The sequence below is a fragment of the Shewanella sp. MR-4 genome (assembly GCF_000014685.1).
Lineage (GTDB): Bacteria > Pseudomonadota > Gammaproteobacteria > Enterobacterales > Shewanellaceae > Shewanella.
In genome coordinates this window covers 1,477,430-1,500,117 of the sequence record NC_008321.1, presented here as the reverse complement: position 1 = coordinate 1,500,117, position 22,688 = coordinate 1,477,430, and the positions used below count along the sequence as shown (strand labels likewise).

General features: G+C 46.7%; 22 protein-coding genes and 1 pseudogene. 1 reads left to right on the top strand and 22 read right to left on the bottom strand.

The features are described from left to right. Positions 1–3: 3 nt before the first annotated feature. The 21 genes from fliQ to SHEWMR4_RS06675 all read right to left on the bottom strand — a co-directional run bounded on the left by fliQ (position 4) and on the right by SHEWMR4_RS06675 (position 19,920). Entirely contained in the window at positions 4–273 is a 270-nt protein-coding gene (gene fliQ, locus SHEWMR4_RS06775) for a flagellar biosynthesis protein FliQ (protein ID WP_011622080.1), read from the bottom strand. Between the two features lie 17 nt (positions 274–290). Beyond that, positions 291–1,037 carry a flagellar type III secretion system pore protein FliP gene (gene fliP, locus SHEWMR4_RS06770; protein WP_011622079.1) on the bottom strand — a complete coding sequence of 249 codons (747 nt, stop codon included), beginning with the start codon at positions 1,035–1,037 and terminating at the stop codon, positions 291–293. Then, positions 1,034–1,441 carry a flagellar biosynthetic protein FliO gene (gene fliO, locus SHEWMR4_RS06765; RefSeq protein ID WP_011622078.1) on the bottom strand — a complete coding sequence of 136 codons (408 nt, stop codon included), beginning with the start codon at positions 1,439–1,441 and terminating at the stop codon, positions 1,034–1,036. The genes fliP and fliO overlap by 4 nt, the downstream gene beginning before the upstream one ends. A gap of 33 nt (positions 1,442–1,474) precedes the next feature. Beyond that, positions 1,475–1,849, bottom strand: a complete 375-nt coding sequence (gene fliN, locus SHEWMR4_RS06760; protein ID WP_011622077.1) for a flagellar motor switch protein FliN — start codon at positions 1,847–1,849, stop codon at positions 1,475–1,477. Positions 1,850–1,861: 12 nt separating this feature from the next. Then, positions 1,862–2,893: a flagellar motor switch protein FliM gene (fliM, locus tag SHEWMR4_RS06755; RefSeq protein WP_011622076.1), complete on the bottom strand. Its 1,032-nt coding sequence runs from the start codon at positions 2,891–2,893 to the stop codon at positions 1,862–1,864. Between the two features lie 40 nt (positions 2,894–2,933). Beyond that, complete coding sequence (gene fliL, locus SHEWMR4_RS06750) at positions 2,934–3,461, bottom strand: flagellar basal body-associated protein FliL (RefSeq protein ID WP_011622075.1); 528 nt, start codon at positions 3,459–3,461, stop codon at positions 2,934–2,936. Between the two features lie 83 nt (positions 3,462–3,544). Continuing rightward, on the bottom strand, positions 3,545–5,305 hold the full coding sequence (locus tag SHEWMR4_RS06745; protein ID WP_011622074.1) for a flagellar hook-length control protein FliK: 1,761 nt from the start codon (positions 5,303–5,305) through the stop codon (positions 3,545–3,547). 142 nt (positions 5,306–5,447) lie between these two features. Next, positions 5,448–5,894, bottom strand: a complete 447-nt coding sequence (fliJ, locus tag SHEWMR4_RS06740; protein ID WP_011622073.1) for a flagellar export protein FliJ — start codon at positions 5,892–5,894, stop codon at positions 5,448–5,450. Between the two features lie 11 nt (positions 5,895–5,905). Then, the gene (gene fliI / locus SHEWMR4_RS06735) at positions 5,906–7,243 is read right to left on the bottom strand and encodes a flagellar protein export ATPase FliI (RefSeq protein ID WP_011622072.1); all 1,338 of its coding nucleotides are present in this window, start codon (positions 7,241–7,243) and stop codon (positions 5,906–5,908) included. Further along, the gene (gene fliH / locus SHEWMR4_RS06730; RefSeq protein WP_011622071.1) at positions 7,212–8,162 is read right to left on the bottom strand and encodes a flagellar assembly protein FliH; all 951 of its coding nucleotides are present in this window, start codon (positions 8,160–8,162) and stop codon (positions 7,212–7,214) included. Before fliH ends, fliI begins: the two co-directional genes overlap by 32 nt. Next, the gene (gene fliG / locus SHEWMR4_RS06725; RefSeq protein WP_011622070.1) at positions 8,149–9,195 is read right to left on the bottom strand and encodes a flagellar motor switch protein FliG; all 1,047 of its coding nucleotides are present in this window, start codon (positions 9,193–9,195) and stop codon (positions 8,149–8,151) included. The genes fliH and fliG overlap by 14 nt, the downstream gene beginning before the upstream one ends. Then, positions 9,188–10,873 (bottom strand): flagellar basal-body MS-ring/collar protein FliF, encoded by a 1,686-nt coding sequence (fliF, locus tag SHEWMR4_RS06720; protein WP_011622069.1) that lies wholly within the window; start codon positions 10,871–10,873, stop codon positions 9,188–9,190. Before fliF ends, fliG begins: the two co-directional genes overlap by 8 nt. A 44-nt stretch (positions 10,874–10,917) precedes the next feature. Further along, positions 10,918–11,256, bottom strand: a complete 339-nt coding sequence (gene fliE / locus SHEWMR4_RS06715; protein WP_011622068.1) for a flagellar hook-basal body complex protein FliE — start codon at positions 11,254–11,256, stop codon at positions 10,918–10,920. A gap of 177 nt (positions 11,257–11,433) precedes the next feature. Further along, on the bottom strand, positions 11,434–12,774 hold the full coding sequence (locus SHEWMR4_RS06710; protein ID WP_011622067.1) for a sigma-54-dependent transcriptional regulator: 1,341 nt from the start codon (positions 12,772–12,774) through the stop codon (positions 11,434–11,436). After that, on the bottom strand, positions 12,767–13,849 hold the full coding sequence (locus tag SHEWMR4_RS06705) for a sensor histidine kinase (protein WP_011622066.1): 1,083 nt from the start codon (positions 13,847–13,849) through the stop codon (positions 12,767–12,769). Before SHEWMR4_RS06705 ends, SHEWMR4_RS06710 begins: the two co-directional genes overlap by 8 nt. A gap of 108 nt (positions 13,850–13,957) precedes the next feature. Continuing rightward, positions 13,958–15,391, bottom strand: coding sequence for a sigma-54 dependent transcriptional regulator (locus SHEWMR4_RS06700; RefSeq protein WP_011622065.1), 1,434 nt, complete (start codon positions 15,389–15,391; stop codon positions 13,958–13,960). Positions 15,392–15,688: 297 nt separating this feature from the next. After that, complete coding sequence (fliS, locus tag SHEWMR4_RS06695; protein ID WP_011622064.1) at positions 15,689–16,090, bottom strand: flagellar export chaperone FliS; 402 nt, start codon at positions 16,088–16,090, stop codon at positions 15,689–15,691. 6 nt (positions 16,091–16,096) lie between these two features. Then, complete coding sequence (locus tag SHEWMR4_RS06690; RefSeq protein WP_157037024.1) at positions 16,097–16,429, bottom strand: hypothetical protein; 333 nt, start codon at positions 16,427–16,429, stop codon at positions 16,097–16,099. 57 nt (positions 16,430–16,486) lie between these two features. Further along, the gene (gene fliD / locus SHEWMR4_RS06685) at positions 16,487–17,854 is read right to left on the bottom strand and encodes a flagellar filament capping protein FliD (protein WP_011622062.1); all 1,368 of its coding nucleotides are present in this window, start codon (positions 17,852–17,854) and stop codon (positions 16,487–16,489) included. Positions 17,855–17,894: 40 nt separating this feature from the next. Further along, positions 17,895–18,287: a flagellar protein FlaG gene (locus tag SHEWMR4_RS06680; RefSeq protein WP_011622061.1), complete on the bottom strand. Its 393-nt coding sequence runs from the start codon at positions 18,285–18,287 to the stop codon at positions 17,895–17,897. Positions 18,288–18,465: 178 nt separating this feature from the next. After that, positions 18,466–19,920: a flagellin gene (locus SHEWMR4_RS06675; RefSeq protein WP_011622060.1), complete on the bottom strand. Its 1,455-nt coding sequence runs from the start codon at positions 19,918–19,920 to the stop codon at positions 18,466–18,468. 232 nt (positions 19,921–20,152) lie between these two features. Between SHEWMR4_RS06675 and SHEWMR4_RS21245 the strand changes: the two are divergent. Next, a pseudogene (locus SHEWMR4_RS21245) lies at positions 20,153–20,927 on the top strand (transposase). Positions 20,928–20,981: 54 nt separating this feature from the next. Here the strand turns inward: SHEWMR4_RS21245 and SHEWMR4_RS06665 are convergent. Beyond that, positions 20,982–22,439, bottom strand: a complete 1,458-nt coding sequence (locus tag SHEWMR4_RS06665; protein ID WP_011622058.1) for a flagellin — start codon at positions 22,437–22,439, stop codon at positions 20,982–20,984. Positions 22,440–22,688 lie beyond the last annotated feature (249 nt).

The window sequence follows — 22,688 nt, the reverse complement described above, 5'->3', positions numbered from 1 at the left end:
GGCTTAGCCCACCACTTGGGGAATGCGGTTAACCATTTCGATAAAGAAATCCATGAGGGTTTGCACTAACCAGTGTCCCATAACCATCAAGGCCAGTAAGGTCACGATCAGTCGAGGCAAAAAGCTTAAAGTCTGTTCGTTAATTGAGGTCGCGGCTTGGAACACCGCCACAATGAGGCCAATACCAAGCCCTGGCAGCACGATGGCCGAAACCATCATGACAATCACGGCTAAGGCTTCACGGAAAATATCGATTAGGGCTTCTGGCGTCATCGCGAATCTCCGCTCATCTAACCAAAGCTATTGGCTAAAGTGCCCATCACTAGGCCCCAACCATCGACAAGCACAAACAACATGATCTTGAAGGGTAAAGAAACAATCATCGGCGAGAGCATCATCATACCCATGGCCATCAAGATACTGGCCACCACGAGATCTAGCACTAAAAAAGGCACAAACAACATAAAGCCAATTTGAAAGGCGGTTTTTAGTTCACTGGTGATAAAAGCTGGCACCAACACGCTCATTGGCGCTTCTTCTGGGGAATTAATGTTTTGATACCCCGAAATATCGATAAAGGTTTTCAGATCTGTGGTACGCACCTGCCCTAACATAAATGCCCGTAATGGCTCTTTGCCCTTATCGAAGGCCTGTTGTAGCGTGAGCTGTTCATCAATATAAGGCTTAACCCCTTGGTCATAAATTTTGTCGAACACTGGCGCCATAATGAAAAAGGTCATAAACAGGCTCATGCCAATCAAGACTTGGTTAGAAGGTGTCTGTTGTAAACCAATGGCTTGGCGCAAAATCGAGAGCACCACTATGATGCGGGTAAATGACGTCAACATAATGACCATCGCAGGGATAAAGCTCAGCGAGGTCATTAGTAATAGGATCTGCATGGTCACCGAATATTCGGTCGAACCATCGGCAGCGGTTTTTACGGTTACCGCCGGCAGTACACCATCGGCCGCGCCCACCGATGCGGCAAACAACAGGGTACTAACCCCTATCAAGGTGAGTATGTACTTCATCATTGTTTTAATTTCGCCTGCCGTAGCTTGTCCGCAAAGGAAACGGACTCAATTTGGATTGGCTCAGCTAATTTATCAATTAAATTAACTTGTTGCCCGCTAACGCCCAACAAATACTGCTGTTCACCGACCTGAACTAACACCAAACGCTCCTTCTGCCCAAGCGATGTGACCGCGAGGGTTTTCAGCACGCTGTGATTCGTCGGCACTAAATTAAATCGCCGCAGCAGGTACGCTAAGGCGAAGATAAGCAATAACACTAAAATAAGACCGCCGAGCATGCTCGCTGCGGCGGCCATTTGCGAAGGTTCAGCCACTTTCGTTGCTGTCGCGGCACTTTCGTTGGCAACGCCAGCAACACTCGCCTGAGTCGCTGGCACTAGACTGAGTATGACCGATGTGCTCATCTCGCTCCTTCAGGCTTTGTCCTGTTCGATGAATTACTTAAGCTTTTTAATCCGCTCAGTTTGACTGATCACATCCGTTAGGCGAATACCAAACTTATCGTTAACCACAACCACCTCACCATGGGCGATAAGTGTGCCATTCACCATCACATCGAGCGGCTCACCCGCCACCCTATCCAACTCGACCACAGAACCTTGGTTCAGCTGCAGCAGGTTACGAATGCTGATATAGCTGCGGCCAACTTCCATCGAAATCGTCACCGGGATATCTAAAATAGTGTCTAGTTTAGCGGCTTCGGCCTTACTAATTGGCTGCGAGTCGTCTACCAGCTCGTCAAGGTCAATGGCATTAGCCTCTTCCAATGCCTGCTCGGCCATGGCCGCTGCCCAATCATCATCTGTACTCATCTCACTTCACCTTTATAATTCGGATATGTCTCTGGCTTTGCCTTTACGTGTCACTAATTGCAGTTCGGATTTGACCGTTTCAGGACGTGGGATTTTTTCGTAAATTTTAAGTGCTAGATTATCGCGTGAACGCCCCATTTTACAGCGATACGTCGGTAAGTCTTCGATTTTCATCATAATATACTCAGGCAGCTCGATAGGAATAATATCCCCAGCCTTAAAGTTCATGACGTCTTTGAGTGTAAGTTCATGCTCAACGACTGTGGCATCAAAGCCGACCTTAACGTCCATAATCTCGTCATGCAGCGCCTGTGACCAACGCATGTCCGTATCTTGTTTATCACTCTGCACACCCGCATCGAGCAGTTCACGGATAGGTTCAATCATCGAATAAGGCATAGTGATATGGAAATCACCGCCACCGCCATCCACTTCGATATGGAAGGAGTTAATCACCACCACTTCGGTTGGACTGACGATGTTCGCCATCGCAGGGTTTACTTCGGAGTCTAAATAATCAAACTCCACGTCCATCACCGGTGCCCAAGCATCTTTATAGTCTTCAAAGATAATCTTAAGCAATAACTGCACGATGCGACGTTCAGTTGGGGTAAATTCCCGCCCTTCAATCTTGGCATGGAACCGGCCATCGCCGCCAAAAAAGTTGTCCACCAGAATAAACACTAAACGCGCTTCCATGGTGATCAGTGCCGTGCCTTTTAAGGGATGAAAGCGCACCATATTCAAGCTAGTTGGGACGAATAAGGTGTGTACGTACTCACCAAATTTCAGCATTTGCACGCCGTTAATCGACACTTCGGCCGCTCGACGCATCATGTTGAACATACTGATCCGCAGGTGACGGGCAAAACGCTCATTCACAATCTCGAGCGTGGGCATACGGCCACGCACAATACGGTCTTGGGAGGAAAAGTCGTAGGAGCGAGCTTCTAGCCCGGCGGCATCAAGCTCATTATCCTCTTCGACGTCATCGACTCCGTGTAAGAGCGCATCAATTTCGTCTTGGCTTAATAAATCACTCACAGTATTGTCTTCGCCTCTTTAAGGTGCTGAAGATAAAAGATCATTGCATTACAAAACCGGTGAAGAGCACTTTCTCAACCACTTTACGTCCGGTCACGGATTGCAAGGTATTTTGTACGCTCAGCAAGGCTAATTGCCGTAATTCATCCTTACCCGCCTGAGTGCTCAGCTTTTGCACATCGGCGCCACTGAATGTGGTTAACAGCGCATCCTCAATCAACGGAATGTGCTTTTGGGTCAATACATCATCGTCTTGGCCTCTGACCATCAGTTGCACTTTAATTTCAACGAGACGAGCACGATCTGGCCCAGGGAGATTAAATAAAAATGGGCGTGGCATTGGCACATAGGCCGCCATTGCCGCATCGGCGGCTGGCGTTGTCGTCTCCGTCGGCGCAGCACCTTCGGCGGCGGCTTCAGGCACCTCATCACTACTACCGAGGAAAAACCACAATGCGCCACCGATTAGCAGGGCTGCAAACACGCCTGCACCGACAAAAATAAATAGCTTCTTTTTACTCTTTGGCGCTTCGGTACTTTCAAGTTCTAATGATTCTTCCTTGGCCATTTTCTGTACTCTTTAATTGGCTAAATTCGGGAATGGGATCAGGGCTTAGCGCATAATCCACTTTATCACTATAGGTTACCTTCTTAAGCGTAATAATCTATACCTGAATTTAAACTAGTTGCTTGATTTAAACCTAAATCTAGCTCTTCTGCCGAGAAATCATCCACATTTCCACCGCTCGAACCGCCAGCTTCACCAAATCCACCCTCGCGACGTTGGCCTTGGTCCCCCTGGGAAACATGGCTGTCGGCTAGTTGCAAGCCTTGTTCCTGTAATAATTCACGTAAACGCGGGATCGCTTGTTCAACAACATCGCGGGTCTGGGCTTGCGTCACATGGAACTGCACTTGTGTCTGGTCGCCATGCACTTGTACTTTAACCAACATATGCCCAAGTTCTGGCGGATCTAAACGGATTTCCGCCTGCTGGATCCCCTGACTTACCATAGTCACCAGTTGTTGTTTCATCACGGGCGAGAAGCGCTGGATCATTTCCTGCATTTGGTTTTGAGATTCAACGCCTTGACGTAATGAAAGCTGCACTTGAGGCGCATCTTGACGATGAGCAGCTTGCGCTGCCAAAGAATGCACAGAAGAAGATACTGGTTTGAAATCCACTGGCTTGAACTCTGTGCTCACCTCTTCACTGCCAGAGCTTAAAGAAGAGATACGACTATCTTGCTGCGCATCGAGTGTGACCGCTAACTTAGCGTCTTTTAGCAATAAACCAGCAGAGATTTCGGTGCGGGATGGGTTGTCAGCAGTAAGACTCGGATCGATGACTGTAACACCTGATACATTAGCCGCTGAAGCATTAGTGCCTAAGGTATTAAGATCGTCAGTTTTCGCGGCTGTGGCCGCATTCGTCGTTAATACATCACTCGCAGAGGCATTGGTCGCTTTGACTGATGTTTGATTATCAACGGCTTGGGATACCATGCTTTGGGGTGCAAGAGCTTTATCTGCTGGCTGCGTCGACACATTTATCGCCTTAGCGCCAATGTCTGTGGTACCAAGCTCTTTGGCATCTAAAATAGATTCACCCTCAATGGGTAAAATATGATTTTCGGGCGGTTTAACGAACTTTTCGGACCGCAGGCCAGTAAGTAAGGATGCATCTGCAATAGGACGCGAATCATCCACAGAGGCGCCTTGAGTATCCGCATCTTCCACAGTAGCTGCCGCAGTAAACGTATCAAGATCTGCAGGAAGCAATTGTTCCACACTGTCATCAACGGCATAAACATCGCCAGCCTTCGATTGTGAGGCTTGCTGTTGGGCGATCTGCGCTGAGCTCTGTGCCGAAATTTTTGCAACACTTTGTCCGGCTTGAGTTTGAGTTAATAGCTCTGTTTCTGCCGAATCAGCACCGCCATCAAGCTTTGAATTGCTAAGGCTCATTGTATTGGACTGAGCAAACTGAGCCAGCTCACCGGAAAAAGTGCCAACCACAGTAAGGTCTTCTGCTTTAGAAAGGTCATCGGCCAATACGGCGGAGGATGCAGAGTCTACGTCTTCCGTTGCCGTGATATCAGCCTCAAGCGGCAAAGACTCGCCCGGCGCTGCCGCTTTCTTCATCTCATTTGCCATACCAATCTGGGCGAAAATCAAGTTGATATCGGCGTCATCATCGGTATTGGTATCGTCAGTGCTGGCTTCCGCTTTGACTGTTTTGACGGCCACATCCTGAGACAATGGGGTTTTAGTCGAGGGGGATGATACGGATGTGACTGAAGCCAACGCTGCAGAAAAGTCTTCACTATTAGTATCTTGAGTCAATGCTTTACTTGAGCTAGCGCTATTTTTCGCACTTGACGCTAATAGGATATTGTTCATTTGTTGCATATCAGCTCCTAAACATTCGCCCGAAGACATAAAAAAGTAGGGCAAACGTCAATTTATGCGGCTTTGACCATCTCTGACATAAAGTAAGCAAATAAAGTGCCAATAAATAGAAATGGCTAATTCAAGTAGCAGTTAGATAGGATTATGAGTTCTTACGGCGAAAGAACTGCTGAGAAGCAAATTCATCGGTCATCTTTTGCTCTTTTTTCAACTCAAGTGCTTGGCGTTTTTTCTCTTTATTATCTAAGAGCAATTCAACCGCCTTACGTTTCTTTTGCTTGTCGAGCCAATGCTGCTGACGATAGTTTTTCTGCTTCTCACCATCGGCGACCACACGATTTTGTTGGGCAATGGCCTCATCGATTTGCCGAATAAAACGGTGGAATTGGTGATAATGGCTGGCGCTGATGGCTTGCCCCTGCTGAGACTGCATCTGCTTCATGTAGTCCAAGCGGTAATTGTTGAGTGCATCCAATTGATTTTGGCGCTTTTGACACTCTAGTTGCGCCGACTTTAGCAGCAGTGCGGCCTGCTCCTCTGCATCGAGGGCTAATTTCAATACCAGTAAGAGGGGATCGGCATTCGCCATAACAGTCTCGATTATTTACATTGCGCCGCGAGTTGCCCAAGCATGACTTGGCTATCGGCAAAACTAAAGGCATCACGCATCGTCTGCCGTAAGAAGGCATTCATCGCAGGTTGCAGGCGTATCGCGTTATCGATTCGCGGGTCGCTACCTTGGGCATAGGCGCCAATCGAAATCAGATCCTTATTCTGTTGATAGAGGGAATAAGTCTGCTTGACGCGGCGCATGGCTTCTAAGTGCTCGTTCGAAATCACCATTGGGGCCACACGGCTGATCGAAGCCTCAATATCTATTGCAGGATAATGCCCAGAATCCGCCAGCGAGCGAGATAGCACAATATGGCCGTCTAGGATCGCCCGTGAAGCATCGGCAATCGGATCCTGTTGATCGTCGCCCTCAGTCAACACAGTATAAAATGCGGTGATAGAACCTTGTCCTGGTCCACCATTACCCGCCCGTTCAACCAAACGCGGCAATTTAGCAAATACCGAAGGCGGATAACCTTTAGTTGCCGGCGGTTCACCTACGGCCAGAGCAATCTCACGCTGCGCTTGGGCGTAACGAGTCAGACTATCCATTAATAACAATACGTTATAGCCTAAATCACGAAAATACTCAGCGATACGAGTCGAGGTTTCACAGGCACGAAGGCGCATCAAGGGTGAGGTATCGGCGGGCGCCGCCACCACAACAGAGCGTGCTCTGCCCTTTTCACCGAGGATTTCTTCAATAAATTCTTTCACTTCACGGCCACGCTCCCCGACGAGTCCCACCACAATGATGTCAGCTGTCGTGCCCCGGGTCATCATCCCTAACAGCACACTCTTGCCCACACCCGAGCCCGCAAATAGGCCCATGCGTTGACCCTTACCAACGGTTAGCATGGCATTGATGGCGCGCACACCCACATCGAGTGGTTCGGTGATCGCTCGGCGAGAAAGTGGGTTGATGGCGTTACTGTGCCTTGGCGCCTGCTGTTCGGTCGATAACGCGCCAAGACCGTCTAATGGCACACCGTTACCATCGAGCACACGTCCCAATAGGGATAAGCCAACACTCAGTCCCGCCTGCTCACCGAGTGGGACGACACGGGCACCGGGTAACACGCCGCGTAATTCCTCAATCGGCATAAGATACAGCAGTTCATCGTCAAAACCGACGACTTCGGCAATCAACTCTCCTGCCATGGTTTCGATTGAGCACAAACTGCCCACGGGGGCGCGACAACCACTCGCCTCTAAGGTTAAACCAACCACGCGCACCAATTGACCACTGGCGATAGCTCGAAACGGCGGGACTTTGTCGATGCAGTGATTCAGTTTATTCAGCAGTTGATGGCGGCGATTTAGCATCTTGCTCTCCATCATCTTGGGGTTGGGGACTTTGCGCCGCTTCAGCAAGTTCTGCGGCTGAGACGATTTTAGCGGCATTCTCCTCGTCGAGGACCGCTTGACGCTGTTGCTGCTGATGACTTAAATGGGATTGTTGATTACGTAATGACTCAAACACAGTATCGATGCGTGAGGAAAGAGTTAAATCCACCAACGAACGTTGGCTGCTGATAATACAATCCCCCGGATTTAAGCTAGGTTCGGCCTCTAATTGCCATTGGTTACGGTTCAATTGAGTACTGGTATATAACTGTTCCACCAAGGCAACATCATCGGGATGCATGCGAATACTGACGCTTTGCTCCTTGATTGGCAGAGATTCAACCCCTAAACGTAGCGCCGACAGGATTTGTTCAGGATGAGTTTTAAGTTCATGACCAATCACAGATTTAGCCAGCGCCATAGTGAGTGTCATTAAGGAATGTTCAATATCGCCATCGAGTAATTGCAAAGGCTTTTCAAATTGACTTAACAGCCCTTCAAAGCGTTGGATTAAGGTTTTAGCTTCGGCAAGCCCTGCCTCGAGCCCTTGCTCATGGCCTTGGACTAGGCCCTCGGTATGACCTTGCTCCAGCCCCTCGAGTCTGCCCTGCTCTAGCCCTTCGGCATAACCTTGCGTCTTACCTTCGTTAAAGCCTTCTTCTTCAGCCTGGGCGCGAATATCTTCAATTTCCGCCATGGTGGGTGGCGCAATAGTTTCGGCTGCCACCGCCTTGGGCGCATGCTGCTGGGCAGAATAACCAAACAGGTTAGAAATACTCGCCTCTTCGGTTTCAGTGACATCGGGTAATTGCCAATGGCTGAACTCAATTTCAGAGTCACTCACCACCCTATGGGACAATTTATTGTCGCTATTGTCACTCCGATTAGAGGAACTCATCGCCGCCACCGCCGCCTAACATGATTTCACCGCTGTCACTTAAACGACGCGCAATTGACAGAATTTCTTTTTGAGCGATTTCCACTTCGCTGATCCGGATTGGGCCCATGGCCTCTAAATCGTCACGCAGTAACTCGGCGGCCCGTTTTGACATATTGCCCAAAATTTTGTCTTTGAGCTGATCGTCGGTGCCTTTGAGTGCCTTCATCAATACATCCTGCTGCACTTCACGCAGCAAGGTTTGAATACCACGGTCGTCCACATCGATAAGGTTTTCGAATACGAACATTAAGTCTTGGATTTGCTGCGCCATTTCCTCGTCGGTTTCGCGCATGGTTTCCATCAACTGACTTTCGACCCCCGTATCGAGGTAGTTCATAATGTTGGCCGCCGCCTTTAGGCCGCCCATCTTCGCCGCCTGCGCACCGCCTTGGCCGGCGAATTGTTTCTCCATGATGTCGTTTAACTCCTGCAATGCCGCAGGTTGAACCTCTTCAAGATTAGCAATACGCATCATTAAGTCTAAGCGGGTATTCTCAGGGAACTGGCCGAAAATTTCCGCCGCTTGATCTGGTTCTAGATACGATAAAACAATGGTTTGGATCTGTGGATGCTCGTTCTGGATAATAGTGGCCACTTGGCGGGCATCCATCCATTTAAGAGAATCCAAGCCCTTGGCGCCGCTGCCCATGATAATTTGTTCAATCAAATTACCGGCTTTGTCTTCACCTAGAGCCGCGGTTAACGCCTTGCGGACGAACTCTTCACTATTAAAACCAATAGAAGAATACTTTTGAATATCGTCGAGAAATAGCTTGTGCACCCCGATGACTTTTTCCTGCCCAAAGTCTTCCATGGCCGCCATCGCCATACCGACCTTTTGCACTTGTTTAGGTTCTAAGTGCTTTAAAATAGAGGCGGCATCGGCTTCACTCAAACTTAACAGTAAAATCGCCGTTTTTTCGATGCCACTGAGATCCTTAATATTGAAGCTTGGGGCTTCAGCGGCGTCTTTTGATTTATTCTCAGCCATTGTCTTGTAACCAGTTTTTCACGACTTGGGTAGAAAGCTCGGGCTCATTGGCCACAAGCGCACGGATAGCTTTAATCATATCATCATCTTTATGCAGATTAGGGATAAGAATTGAGCCATCGTCGGCATAACTATACTCTGCTTCTTTGGTATTGAGCATCCCTAAGGTATCGGCGGCGTATTGATCTTCAATCTCCGCCAACTCATTACCGAGTCTTGAATCCTCTGGCATGTTCACATTATCTGGGTAGATTAAGCGTTTCAGCATTGGACGTACTACAGCAAGGATCAGCACTAAGATAACCAAAGCGCCAACGCCTAACTTCACCGCACGCCAGAACCAAGGTTGCTCCCAAAGCTCAGGCGCAGGTACATCTTCAACCAATTGATCCATAAAGGGAACAGTAACCACCTCCAGCACATCACCACGCTGCGCGCTAAAGCCTACCGCGCCTTCCAGTAAACGGCGAATATTGGTTAGCTCCTGCTCGGTACGGGCAACGCGCGCCACTTGGCCATTTTCCCCAGCCGCCCCCGGTTTAAAGTCCACCGCAACCGACACACTCACGCGGCGCACCACGCCAATTTGCTGACGGGTATGGCTGATGGTGGTATCGAGTTCAAAATTACGGGTCGCTTCGCGGTGGGAGTTACCAGCAGTAACACTTTCCGTCGCTTTATCTGCTTCCTGCGGAATATTAGATTCCATTGGGGGTTGATTCGATAAGGCACCAGGAATGCCGCCAGTTGAACCGCCAGTCGAATTATTCTCGACCGTCATTTCGCTACGCAGCGACGGTAAGTCGGGGTTGAAGCGCTTAGCGGTTTGCTCGACCGCAGTGAAATCCATGCTCACATCTACTTGAGAAGTGAAGTTATCAGGCCCGAGAATGGGCGATAAAATAGAGTCAATTTTAGTGCGGTATTCGGCTTCTTTCTGTTGAACTAACTCAAGCTCACGACGCGCCCTAGCAGATACGCCATCTTGGCTACCCGAGTTCAGTAAACGGCCGTTAGAATCTGTAACTGTCACGCGAGATGGCTCTAAGCCCTGAACGGCGGAAGCGACGATATCCACAATAGCATCGACCTCGCCTTGGCCTAAACCACCACGGCGAGTGTTGATCACAACGGTCGCACTTGGCTGCGCAGTGTTGCGAGCAAACACGTTTTCTTTGGGTAGGGCTAAAATCACTTTGGCGCGGCTAACACTTTGCAGTTGTTCAATTGCGCGGGCGAGGTTTTCTTCTTGGCTGTGCTTGAGGCGAGCCTGTTCCATTCTTTGGCTCACGCCAAAACCACTGTCTTGGGTGAGAAAATCTTTGCTTGAGGCCGCGGCACTATCAATACCCGCACGGCTCAGCATCATTTTAACTTCTTGATATTTGTCTTCGGGTACCTTAACGACGTCAACATCGATTTGATACTTGATCTTATTTTTATCAAGTACGTCGAGCACTTGCACCATTTCCTGAGTTTCCATTTTACCCAATGGACGGTACTCAGGCTCCTGTGCCCAGATCATGACGAACACGGCTAACGCCAAACAAATGGCGAGGGCTAAAATCATGGTGATTTGACGCATCATATCGACGCCACCGAGACTTCCCAGCACGCCGGATTTATTTTCCTGTTGGACCCCTTGGTCCACTGCGCCGGCGTTTGATCCGACAATCATTTCTGTGCTCACGATTAGTACCTGCTAATTGCGTTATTCAAGGCCTAAACAGGCATGCTCATTATTTCTTTATAAGCTTCAACGAGCTTATTGCGCACTTGGACAGTGGCTTCAAAGGCGACACTGGCCTTTTCGCGGGCGATAACAGTATCAGAAAGGCTCACTGTCGTGTCACCCATTTCGAGTCGGGTCGCGAGATTCGATGAGGTTGACTGCAAACCACTGACATTGCCAATGGCTTGGGAGAGGAGTTGTCCAAAGTCAGCACCGCTGGTGTTATTCACTTGCTGCACAATGTTATTGGGTGAAATCCCAAAAGAAGGTGCGATTTCACCTTTAAGTGACTGCATTTCTTGCAGTAATGAATTTGTGCCAATTTGCATGTCGTGCTCCCCATCGTCGAGTTATTGACGATTAAACTCTCTAGATAAACAGGATATGCAAAAGCATGGCCAAGTTTTCACTTTGCCGTGCTAAAAAGAAGTGAAGAAATCGTCAGACATGAAATTGCCACAGGGTAACCCAGTGGCAATGGCTTTAGACAAGGTACAAAACACAAATTAGTTGGGCAATTGAATCCCCATATCGCGCATTCTGGCCATCTTATATCTTAAGGTGCGCGCACTGATCCCAAGTTTTTCGGCAACCAACTTACGACTACCTTGGCATTGCGCTAAAGTTTCGAGAATGATCACATGTTCCTGCGCCTTCAACTCCTCACCTAAACCTTCCGGCTCATTGACATATTCGGCGTCATCGGATAACAGAGGCACATCTTGGGCATCGATAATAATATCGTTGGCGGTAATCACAGCCCCAGCACGTAAAATTAACGCGCGTTGCACCACGTTATCCAACTCGCGCACATTACCTGGCCAGCGGTGACTGAGTAAACGACGACAAGCTGCCTCATCAAACTCAGGTAAATCAAGCACATTTAGCGCCTTTGCGTGTTTCGCAAGTAAATGCCGAGCTAGTGGCAAAATATCCGCAGGGCGTTGATTCAGTGCAGGCCACGTCAGTGGAAACACGTTAATGCGATAATAGAGATCTTCTCGGAATTGCCCAGCGGCAACCACGGCCTTTAAATCCCGATTCGAAGTGGCAAGCACCCGAACATCTAACTTAATGGTTTTACGACCGCCTAAACGCTCCACTTCGCGCTCTTGCAGCACACGCAGCAGTTTGGCCTGAAGTCCCAAATCCATCTCAGATATTTCATCGAGTAATAAGGTGCCGCCTTGTGCCTGTTCAAATTTACCAGGGCATGCCTGATAAGCGCCGGTAAAAGCCCCTTTTTCATAACCGAATAAGGTCGCCTCGAGCATATTCTCGGGGATGGCCGCACAGTTGATGGCCACAAACGCTTGGTTGGCACGGCTACTATGTTGATGAATATAACGGGCTAACACTTCTTTACCCGAGCCGCTTGGTCCAAGGATCATCACAGAAGCATCGGATGCCGCCACACGCTGTGCCAGTGATAGCAGCGCGAGGCTCTTTTCATCGGCAACCACGGGTTGATCGCTACTTTGTTTGAGCGGCAAATAGCGGGAAACTTGGTTGAGCAATACCTCTGGCGCAAAGGGTTTTGCCAAATAATCGACGGCGCCCAATTTAATTGCACTGACCGCACTGCCAATGGTGGCATACGCCGTCATCAATAACACTGGCAGCTTGGGGTGATGCTGCTGTAAGTAATTTAATAATCCTAAGCCGCCAATGCCCTGCATCTGCACATCGCTGATCACTAAGTCAAACTGATGTTGCTTCAATGCGATAATGGCTTCCTCGCCGGAGGCCACATCGATGCAGTCGTATTGCGCCAACATTAAGGTATCGAGCAAAGCCTCACGCAGGGACGCATCGTCTTCGACTAAGAGTAATTTGGCTTCAGACATAGGGTTTCTCCAGCGGCAATACTGCAGCCGATTTCGCCTGCGGGAAGGTTAGCGACACAGTACAACCTTTATTGGGCATACAACTCAATTGGATTTGGCCGCCATGATTGCGAACCACGGACTGCACAACGGCTAAGCCTAGACCCGTTCCTTGCGCTTTGGTGGTAAAGAAAGGCTCCAACACTTTTTGTTGCATCTTAGCATCCAGTCCTTTGCCATTGTCGACCACATTGAGGGCTAACTGCTCGCCGATATCATTGGCAACGATTTGGATCTGCGTTGCCCCAGCTTCAAGGCTATTCATCACCAGATTATTCACGGCTGAACTGAGCGCGTTCACATTCGCCAGCATTAAACCGTTGGACGCATTGGTGACAGTCAATGCTGCGCCGCGCTGAGCCACAATCGGCTCACAGTTCGCCATGACAGTATTGATCACCTCATCAAGGTTAACTAACTCACCCAATTCATCCTGCCGCCCTTTGGCCATCAACAGCATATCGTTAACTTGGCGTTCAAGCTCATTGAGTCTATCCACTAACTTCTGCTGAAATTTTGCCTTAGCTGATTCCGATAATTTGGGACTGGCCAGATTCGCAGCATAGAGCAGTGCCGCCGACAGTGGCGTACGCACCTGATGCGCCAGCGTCGCGACCATTTTACCGAGGGCAGATAGGCGCTGCAGATGGGAAAGATTCTTTTGCAGTAGACGGGTTTCTGTTAGATCCGTCAGCACAATTAATTGGCCCGGTTCTGGCGTTAATGGGGTAATCGCAAATTTGACTCGGCGGCCATTGCGTAATGAGACTTCATGACCATCATCATCCTGTGGCGCAAACGCCGTATGGATCACATCAATCCAGCGGGCGCCGCATAACGGCTGCTCCAGCAATTCCACGGCAACAGGGTTTGCATCGGTGACAATACCGTCACCGTTCAAAATCACCACGCCAGAGGGCATAGCCTGTAAAATATGCTCCATCCGATTGGACATATTGGCGGCCTCACGCAGTTGGTTCCATTGTTTGCTAGTGTGCTTGAATGTTTCAAGTTGCGCTAGTGGATGGGCTGACATAGTCACTCCGTCAAAAAATTGCTTCTGACGGAGTGTTTGCAGATTCTATGCCAAATTAAGAAATGAATTTAGATAGGTAAAACAATAGGATAAACAACAGGAATATGACTATTCTTTCGTCATTCCGTACTTACGCATTTTCTCAACCAAAGTAGTACGACGAATACCGAGCATTTCTGCCGCACGCGCAACGACGTTATCCTGCTGCTCTAACGCTTGGCGAATCATATCGATTTCAAGCTCAGCCAGCAGATCCTTAAGGTTGACCCCTTCTGGCGGTAATTCACTCGGGAAACGGGTTTCAGGAATTTCAACCGGCTCTTCACTAGTGAAGATGGATGCTAACGCATCACGTTCCTGTTGTTCCTCACTGAGTTCGATGCTGTATTCGGGCACATCAATATGGCGATACTTGATAGGCAAGTCATTCACATCGACTAAACCGCCAGGATATAAAATCGTTAAGCGCTCAACCAAGTTCGACAGTTCACGCACGTTACCCGACCAAGCGTGTTCTTTTAACGATTCAATAGCACGTTGGGTAAAGCGAACTTTGCCACGTCCTTCGTTATAGACTCGGCTTACCAGCTCTTGCAACAGTAGAGGAACGTCATCCTTGCGGTCGCTTAGCGCAGGCATCTCAATCGGAAAAACGTTGAGGCGATAGTAAAGATCTTCACGGAACTCGTTGCTGGTGATCATGCTTTCGAGATCTCTGTGGGTTGCAGCGACAACACGCACATCAGCATTGATAGTCTTAGTGCCACCGACACGCTCGAATACGCGCTCCTGCAGCACACGCAGCAATTTTACCTGCATCTGCAAAGGCATATCGCCGATTTCATCGAGAAACAGTGTGCCACCTTCTGCGAGCTCAAAACGGCCCTTACGCGAGCTAATGGCGCCTGTAAAAGAGCCCTTCTCATGACCAAATAATTCGCTTTCGAGTAGTTCTGGCGGGATCGCACCACAGTTAACCGGAATAAAAGGACCATCACGGCGTTCAGACAAATAATGAATGTTACGAGCGACGACTTCCTTACCTGTACCCGACTGCCCTAGCACTAATACTGTCGCATCAGAGGTCGCAACCTGGCTAATCAAATGGCGAACATTGGCAATACCTTCACTGCGGCCCACTAAACTACGGAATAGTTTGGTTTGATTCGCACTGGTTGGCACTTGAGGACGTTTAACCTGGCCATACACTTGGCAAAAATGCAGCAGTTCAGTGAGTTGCGGATAGTTTAATGGCTCTTCGATTTGACCAAGCACATTCGATACTTGCAGATCACCGACGTTGCCAAACAATAAAATAGGTTGCCACGGGTACTGATTAGCGAGTGATTTCAATGCCTCAACAGACATATTGTCAGTTGTCAGCACTAAGGCACGATAACGGGTATCTTGGAGACAAGAGCTCAACTTTTCGGTGGAGATGATTTCAATCTGCTCACCTAAAAATTCAAAAATGCAACACAGGCGACTTAAGCGCTCTGATGGGGTTCCGACAAGTAAAATTCGTTGATCTGTTTGCATCATTCAGTAGGCCGTAAAGCGCTAATTAGGTATCAATTCGCATTAATTATTTATGATTAGTTGCTGTAAAAGCTTAACAAATTCAATGTAACAATCTGTGCCACCATCACTACTGTGATGAATATTGTATTATCAGCAGTCGAGAAGCAAGCTTCGAATGCGGATTATGCCAAACTGAATTGATTTTAGTTCATTTATCCCATGATTCTAGTTAATTATGTCAATAAATTGACGAAAGCCAAAAAAAAGACGCACTCGGTGCGTCCTTTTTCCTGTTGATCTATAACACAATTAACGAGCTTATGTATGAGATGTGATATTGTGTTTATCCGCAGGAATAGCATCCCAACCTTCTTTGATGGTCTTTAAAATAGCCACAACTTCATCAATCGCCTGCACATCATTGTTGATGTTCGCCTCAGACATTCTTCGCAGCATATAGTCATACAATCTTGTTAAGTTTGTAGCAACGTCACCTTCAGCATCCATATTTAAGCTGCTGTTTAACCCGGAGACAATACCGATGGCTTTACCGAGAAAAAGACCACGTTGAGCAATATTACCCTGTTCAATAGCGCATTTTGCTTGAGCTAAACGTTCCAATGCACCCGCAAATAACATTTGAATAATGCGATGAGGAGAAGCAACGCCTAGATCGCTTTCCACTGAGACTTTTCGATATGATTGCATTGAACCACGCATAAATACCTACCTATTTGATTCTATTGCTTTATATGCCTTTATATAACGCTTAGCATTATTATCCACCTGAATAAGAGCACGACAATCCTCCATTACTCTCATTGCCCGTTCAGTAAAAGTTTGGCTCAAATTGAGTTGCTCAACTAAGTACTGTTGGTCTTTAAAGTCATTATTTGCGACCAAGGTTTTCAAATATACTTCACGCTTTTCAACAAGACTCTGCAATTCTGATACCAAAATATAAAAACTCTCACTCTCCGCTTTTTCAAATCCAATTTTATCCAATACTAACAATAGATTATCGTTAACATCTGCTATTTGCAAAATAAGATTATTCACGCTATTTCTCTGCCTTCTCATTCACAAACGGATGAACTGCCAAGATTCTGTCTTATCCTATTTATTCTGTCGAACAACACCAGGCAATGAATCTAAACGTGATAACAACATGCTGGATTGAGAGTTCAGATTTGCCACAACCAAATCCATAGCATTAAATTGCTTATATAAGCGATCGCTGTAAGCGGCCATCCGAGTGCTTAGCTGCTCTCGACTATCGGCAATACGGGCGAGTTGTTCATCAAGGGAATTATCCCGCCCATCGATAATACCGCCAGATTTTATATAAGTATCTACCAAACCAGACATTTTCGCCGAAAGTCCCGTATTCTCAGAGGTAAATAACTCGCTAATTGTCCCCTTGTCATTTTTCAATGACTCAGTTAATTTAGTCGAATCAATTTCCAACAATCCTTCACGAGTCGTTTTTATCCCTAAATTTGCGAGCACCTGTTTTCCGTCTGAAGTATCAAACTCGCTTGAAACCATAGTACGTAATTGGCTCTGAATGCTACGGGGTAAGGCATCACCTTGTAATATCCCAGCCTGCTTTGTATCGGCATCATATTTAGTGAGGTTCTGAATTGTGGTCATCAAACTGTTATAGGACTCAACAAACCCCTCTATCGCAGTTTTCGTTTTCGCCGTATCTTTACTCACGGTCATTGTTGTCGTTTTATCTACATCGGCGGCGGTTAAGGTTAATGAAACGCCAGTAATGGCCTTATCAAGTGTATTGGAGTCTGAAACCACCTTTACGCCATCGACATACACTATTGCGTTTTTGGCGGGCGTGACTTCACTCATCGTAAAGGTATCTGACAAACCAGTACCCGCTCCGCTATCCGTTGCAGTTACTGAAATCTGGTTATCCTCACCAGTCTTCTTGGAACCTAACACCAGCTGAGGCCCCAGCTCCCCATTTACTATGGTGGCAGTAACATCGGTATTATCATCAGATTTATTAATCTTATTCATAATATCGGTTAGGGAGTCAGTAGCGGAGACATCAATATTAAAAGCTGTTCCACTTCCCACCTTAATGGATAAAGCTCCTTCACCTATCGGTGAGGTTGTATCTGTAGCTACAGCTGTGCCGACTTTCTGGCTTTGAGCCAATTGCTCGACTTTAATTTGATAAGTGCCAGAAACCGCGGTTTTATCTACAGTGGCAGAGAGATAATCTTTTGAGGAAGTCACAACCTTTTGACTACCAAAGGTTTCGGCCTTAGCGAGCGTTTTTAATTTATCGTTAAATTCAGACATGGCACTTTTTAATGCGCCAATACCCGAAATTTGCGCATTAAGCTTACCTTCATTGACATCAAACTTAGCAATTTTACCGGCACTTTCAGCATTCACTAACGCTGTGACTATGCCACCGATATCCATGCCAGAACCAATACCAACCGATGTTAAGCCCATAAAAACCTCAACTTATTTTAAATCCATAACTCAAGCCACCCTACACCTCTGTTTTCATCAACAGTCCAGTGACCTCATTTAACTTTTTAGCAATTTCGAGCGCTTCCTCATTAGGAATTTGCCGAATTAAATCTCCTGTTGAGATATCAATCACCCTCACAACAGGTTCGCCCAGCTCTTTATCAATCTTAAAGGCCAAGCCCTTTTGAATAAAGTCCATGCTAGTTGCAATATCGTCCACTGCCTGCTGCAGCTCAATTTCCTTATTTTCAGAGGCTTTTACATCCTCTGCCGCTTGAACGGCATCCGTGGGAGAGATAATTGTGTCACGTTGAACTTTAGGATTGCCTTCATCATTAAGTTGAGAGGGTGGTCGTAACTGACTATCTCTACTCAACATAGGATGAGGTGCATTTGCTGTAATAACATCCATGGTTCACCTCTGCTTATTAACTAAGGCAAAAATTAGACCAATATAATCCATGATTGATATAGGCATTACACCATTGATAGATTAATTGATATCTAATACCTAGCACTTTTAAAGATAAAAGGGAGAATCGTGACCGACTCTCCCTAATCTACTCCACTATACTAACGCCGCAATGCTATTAGAGTAAAGAAAGCGCAGTTTGTGGTAATTGGTTAGCCTGAGCCAACATAGCAGATGAGGTTTGTGACAAAATTTGCTGCTTAGTTAACTGCGCAGTTTCTGAGGCAAAGTCCACATCTTGAATACGGCTACGAGCATCGGTTACGTTAGATTGAATATTGCTTAGGTTATTGATAGTAAAGTTCATCCGGTTTTGCACCGCACCTAAATCGGCACGTTGGCTATCAATTCCTGCAATGGCACCATCAATAATAGCCAGCGCGGACTGAGAACCTGAAGCAGTTGATAAATCCACGCTATTCACACCAGCAAATACTCCAGCCACCTCAGTTGTCAATTCGGCTGCAATACCTCCGCTAATTGAATAGGCTGAAGAAGCAGTTAATGACACTGAACCCACTGCTGTTGCATTGTCAACCGTCGTATCTGTACCGTCTATTGTTGATACTGCACTTGAGGTGCCATCCGCTGAAATATTTTTCAGTGTTAACGTACCTGTACCTGCGGTAGCTGTATCACTAAAGCTAATATCAGCACCTTTGGAGCTAGTAATGGTTAGTACACCGTTTTCCAGTTTTGCACTAACACCTGTTTCACCTGATACGTTATTTATGGCTTTAGCTAAGTCATCATTATTACCAATACCGGTCAAATCTAATGAGGAGGTACTATTTCCATCATCAACTTTCATGGTCAAACCTTTATCGAAAGCCTCAGTCAAGTTAGCTTCAATAGTTGTTTGAGCCGTGGCAGTCACACCTGTGCCTGCTTTATTGATTTTACCAGCAACCTCGGCAGCGGTATCATTAGCAGCAGTTGCAAATGTAGTGGTTTTAGTACCTTGTGTTATTGATAAATTGCCACCAGCTGAACCGTTGGAGCCAGCAACCGCTGTAACTAAATCCCCGCCAAATTTAGAACCTGCCGCGTCACTCTTATAAGCACCAATATCCGCTGCAGCAACTGATTTTAAAGAAACTGAAATAGTCTCATTTGCTTGTGCGCCGACCTGAAATGATTGTGTTCCATAAGAGCCATCCAGTAACTTTTGGCCACCAAATGATGTAGTCTCTGAAATTCGAGTGAGCTCTGACTGCAACGCATTAACTTCTTTCTGCATTGCAGCTCTATCTTCTGAAGAGTTAGAACCGTTTGCAGATTGTAAAGATAAATCACGCATCCGCTGCAGAATATTGGTTGATTCTTGCATCGCGCCTTCGGCGGTTTGGGCAATGGAGATACCATCGTTGGCATTGCGCATAGCCACCCCGATACCATTCACTTGGCTGGTCATACGGTTAGAGATTTGCAGACCTGCAGCATCATCTTTAGCACTGTTGATTCGCAGACCAGAGGATAAACGCTCCATCGAGGTGGATAGTTTTGAATTGGCACCATTTAATTGGTTTTGCGCACGCATTGAGGTGACGTTGGTGTTTACTGAAATAGCCATGATTATTGCCCTCTACCTAACTTGAATAGTGCCTGTCAGTACTGTCAGGCAAGGTTTATTTTCTACACTCACTTTAACGGCAAGGGATAAAAGACCTTTAGTAAATAATTTAAAAATTTTCAGCTTTAAAAAAAATATTAAAAAAAACATAATCATAGGTTCCGATCTTTATTATGTAAGTGACCCGTCCTAAATAGCGTTGACACTTTTCTAACTGATTTTGGAGAGTGTAATGACTTCAACAATTAAACGAACTCAACGTGATTATTCCCTCGCGTTTAAATTGGCGGTTGTCGACCAAGAGGAAAAAGGCGAGCTGACCTATAAGCAGGCTCAAGACAAGTACGGTATTCAAGGTTGTTCTATCGTGTTAGTTTGGTTACGCAAAAATGGCAAACTGGATTGGTCCCAAGGAACACCGTCTACATCAATGCGAGGACAGTTGATAACAAAACCCACCACACTCACTCCCGAGCAAAAGATAAAAGCCCTCGACGCCGAACTTGAAGATACCCGTATGAAGGTCGCATTCTTCGAAGCCATTGTCGAAAACTCAGAACTGACTACGGTATACCCGTCGTAAAAAAGCCACACGCGAAACGCTCCAGGAAAAAACGGACGTAGATTACCGCGTCACTCAATGCTGTCGCTACCTTAGAAATCAGTCACCAGGCGTATTAAAACAAACGGGGGCTAACAGCCTACAAACGGGCTCTGAAGCAGCGACAAGATAAAAGTAAACCGCTGAGACCGAGGGATACAATACTGCTCAAAAGCGTATCAAGCGGTTCACGCACAACATGGCGTGAGATGCTCAATGACAGACGGATATGACTGCTATCAAAATGCCTTAGCAGAGTGAGTAAACGGCATATTGAAGCAGGAATTTTTAACACATAAACCCGCAACGCTGGAGGGTGGCAGAAGCGGTTGCCATCTATAATCAACGACGGCCACATTTGGCCTTAAAATACAAAACGCCCGATGAGGTGCATCAGGCGTTTTAGGTGGAAATAAGTGTCAACTTATTTCAGGACGAGACAAAGGAATACCACTCTACATTAACCCAATAGGGATAATGCTGTTTGCGGGAGCTGATTAGCCTGTGCCAGCATTGCAGATGAGGTTTGTGACAGAATCTGCTGTTTGGTTAACTGCGCAGTTTCTGAGGCAAAATCCACATCTTGAATACGGCTACGAGCATCGGTTACGTTAGATTGAATATTGCTTAAGTTATTAATCGTAAAACTCATACGGTTTTGTACTGCACCTAAATCAGACCGAGAACTATCAATGCTTGCGATCGCACCATCAATAATGGCTAGCGCGGACTGAGAGCCTGCTGCCGATGAAATATCCACGCTATTCACACCAGCAAATACTCCAGCCACCTCAGTTGTCAATTCGGCTGCAATACCTCCGCTAATTGAATAGGCTGAAGAAGCAGTTAATGACACTGAACCCACTGCTGTTGCATTGTCAACCGTCGTATCTGTACCGTCTATTGTTGATACTGCACTTGAGGTGCCATCCGCTGAAATATTTTTCAGTGTTAACGTACCTGTACCTGCGGTAGCTGTATCACTAAAGCTAATATCAGCACCTTTGGAGCTAGTAATGGTTAGTACACCGTTTTCCAGTTTTGCACTAACACCTGTTTCACCTGATACGTTATTTATGGCTTTAGCTAAGTCATCATTATTACCAATACCGGTCAAATCTAATGAGGAGGTACTATTTCCATCATCAACTTTCATGGTCAAACCTTTATCGAAAGCCTCAGTCAAGTTAGCTTCAATAGTTGTTTGAGCCGTGGCAGTCACACCTGTGCCTGCTTTATTGATTTTACCAGCAACCTCGGCAGCGGTATCATTAGCAGCAGTTGCAAATGTAGTGGTTTTAGTACCTTGTGTTATTGATAAATTGCCACCAGCTGAACCGTTGGAGCCAGCAACCGCTGTAACTAAATCCCCGCCAAATTTAGAACCTGCCGCGTCACTCTTATAAGCACCAATATCCGCTGCAGCAACTGATTTTAAAGAAACTGAAATAGTCTCATTTGCTTGTGCGCCGACCTGAAATGATTGTGTTCCATAAGAGCCATCCAATAGCTTTTGTCCACCAAAAGAAGTGGTATCTGCAATTCGAGTCAGTTCAGACTGTAACGCATTTAGTTCTTTCTGCATTGCAGCTCTATCTTCTGAAGAGTTAGAACCGTTTGCAGATTGTAAAGATAAATCACGCATCCGCTGCAGAATATTGGTTGATTCTTGCATCGCGCCTTCGGCGGTTTGAGCAATGGAGATACCATCGTTGGCATTACGCATGGCTACGCCGATACCATTGATTTGACTAGTCATACGGTTAGAAATTTGTAAACCAGCGGCATCATCTTTAGCGCTGTTAATCCGCAAACCTGAGGATAAGCGCTCCATCGAGGTAGATAGTCTATTGTTAGCACCATTTAACTGGTTTTGCGCCTTCATCGATGTGACGTTGGTGTTTACTGAAATAGCCATATTACATTCCTCTTCTAAGTTGGGTGCCAAGACGTGGAAGCCTGGCTAAATCTTGTTACTTCACCTAGGAACACTCGTATTCACTTAGCGAACAAGTAACGTTACTTAACATGCTTAAATATTGGTTAATCATTGACTCGCTATTAGTTGCTCAATCATCAACCCAATAGCCTATTTCTATCTAAAACCTGCCCTATTAAACTCAGAGACACTTTTACAAAAGTGGCGCACTCTGTTGTTTTGGGCGAG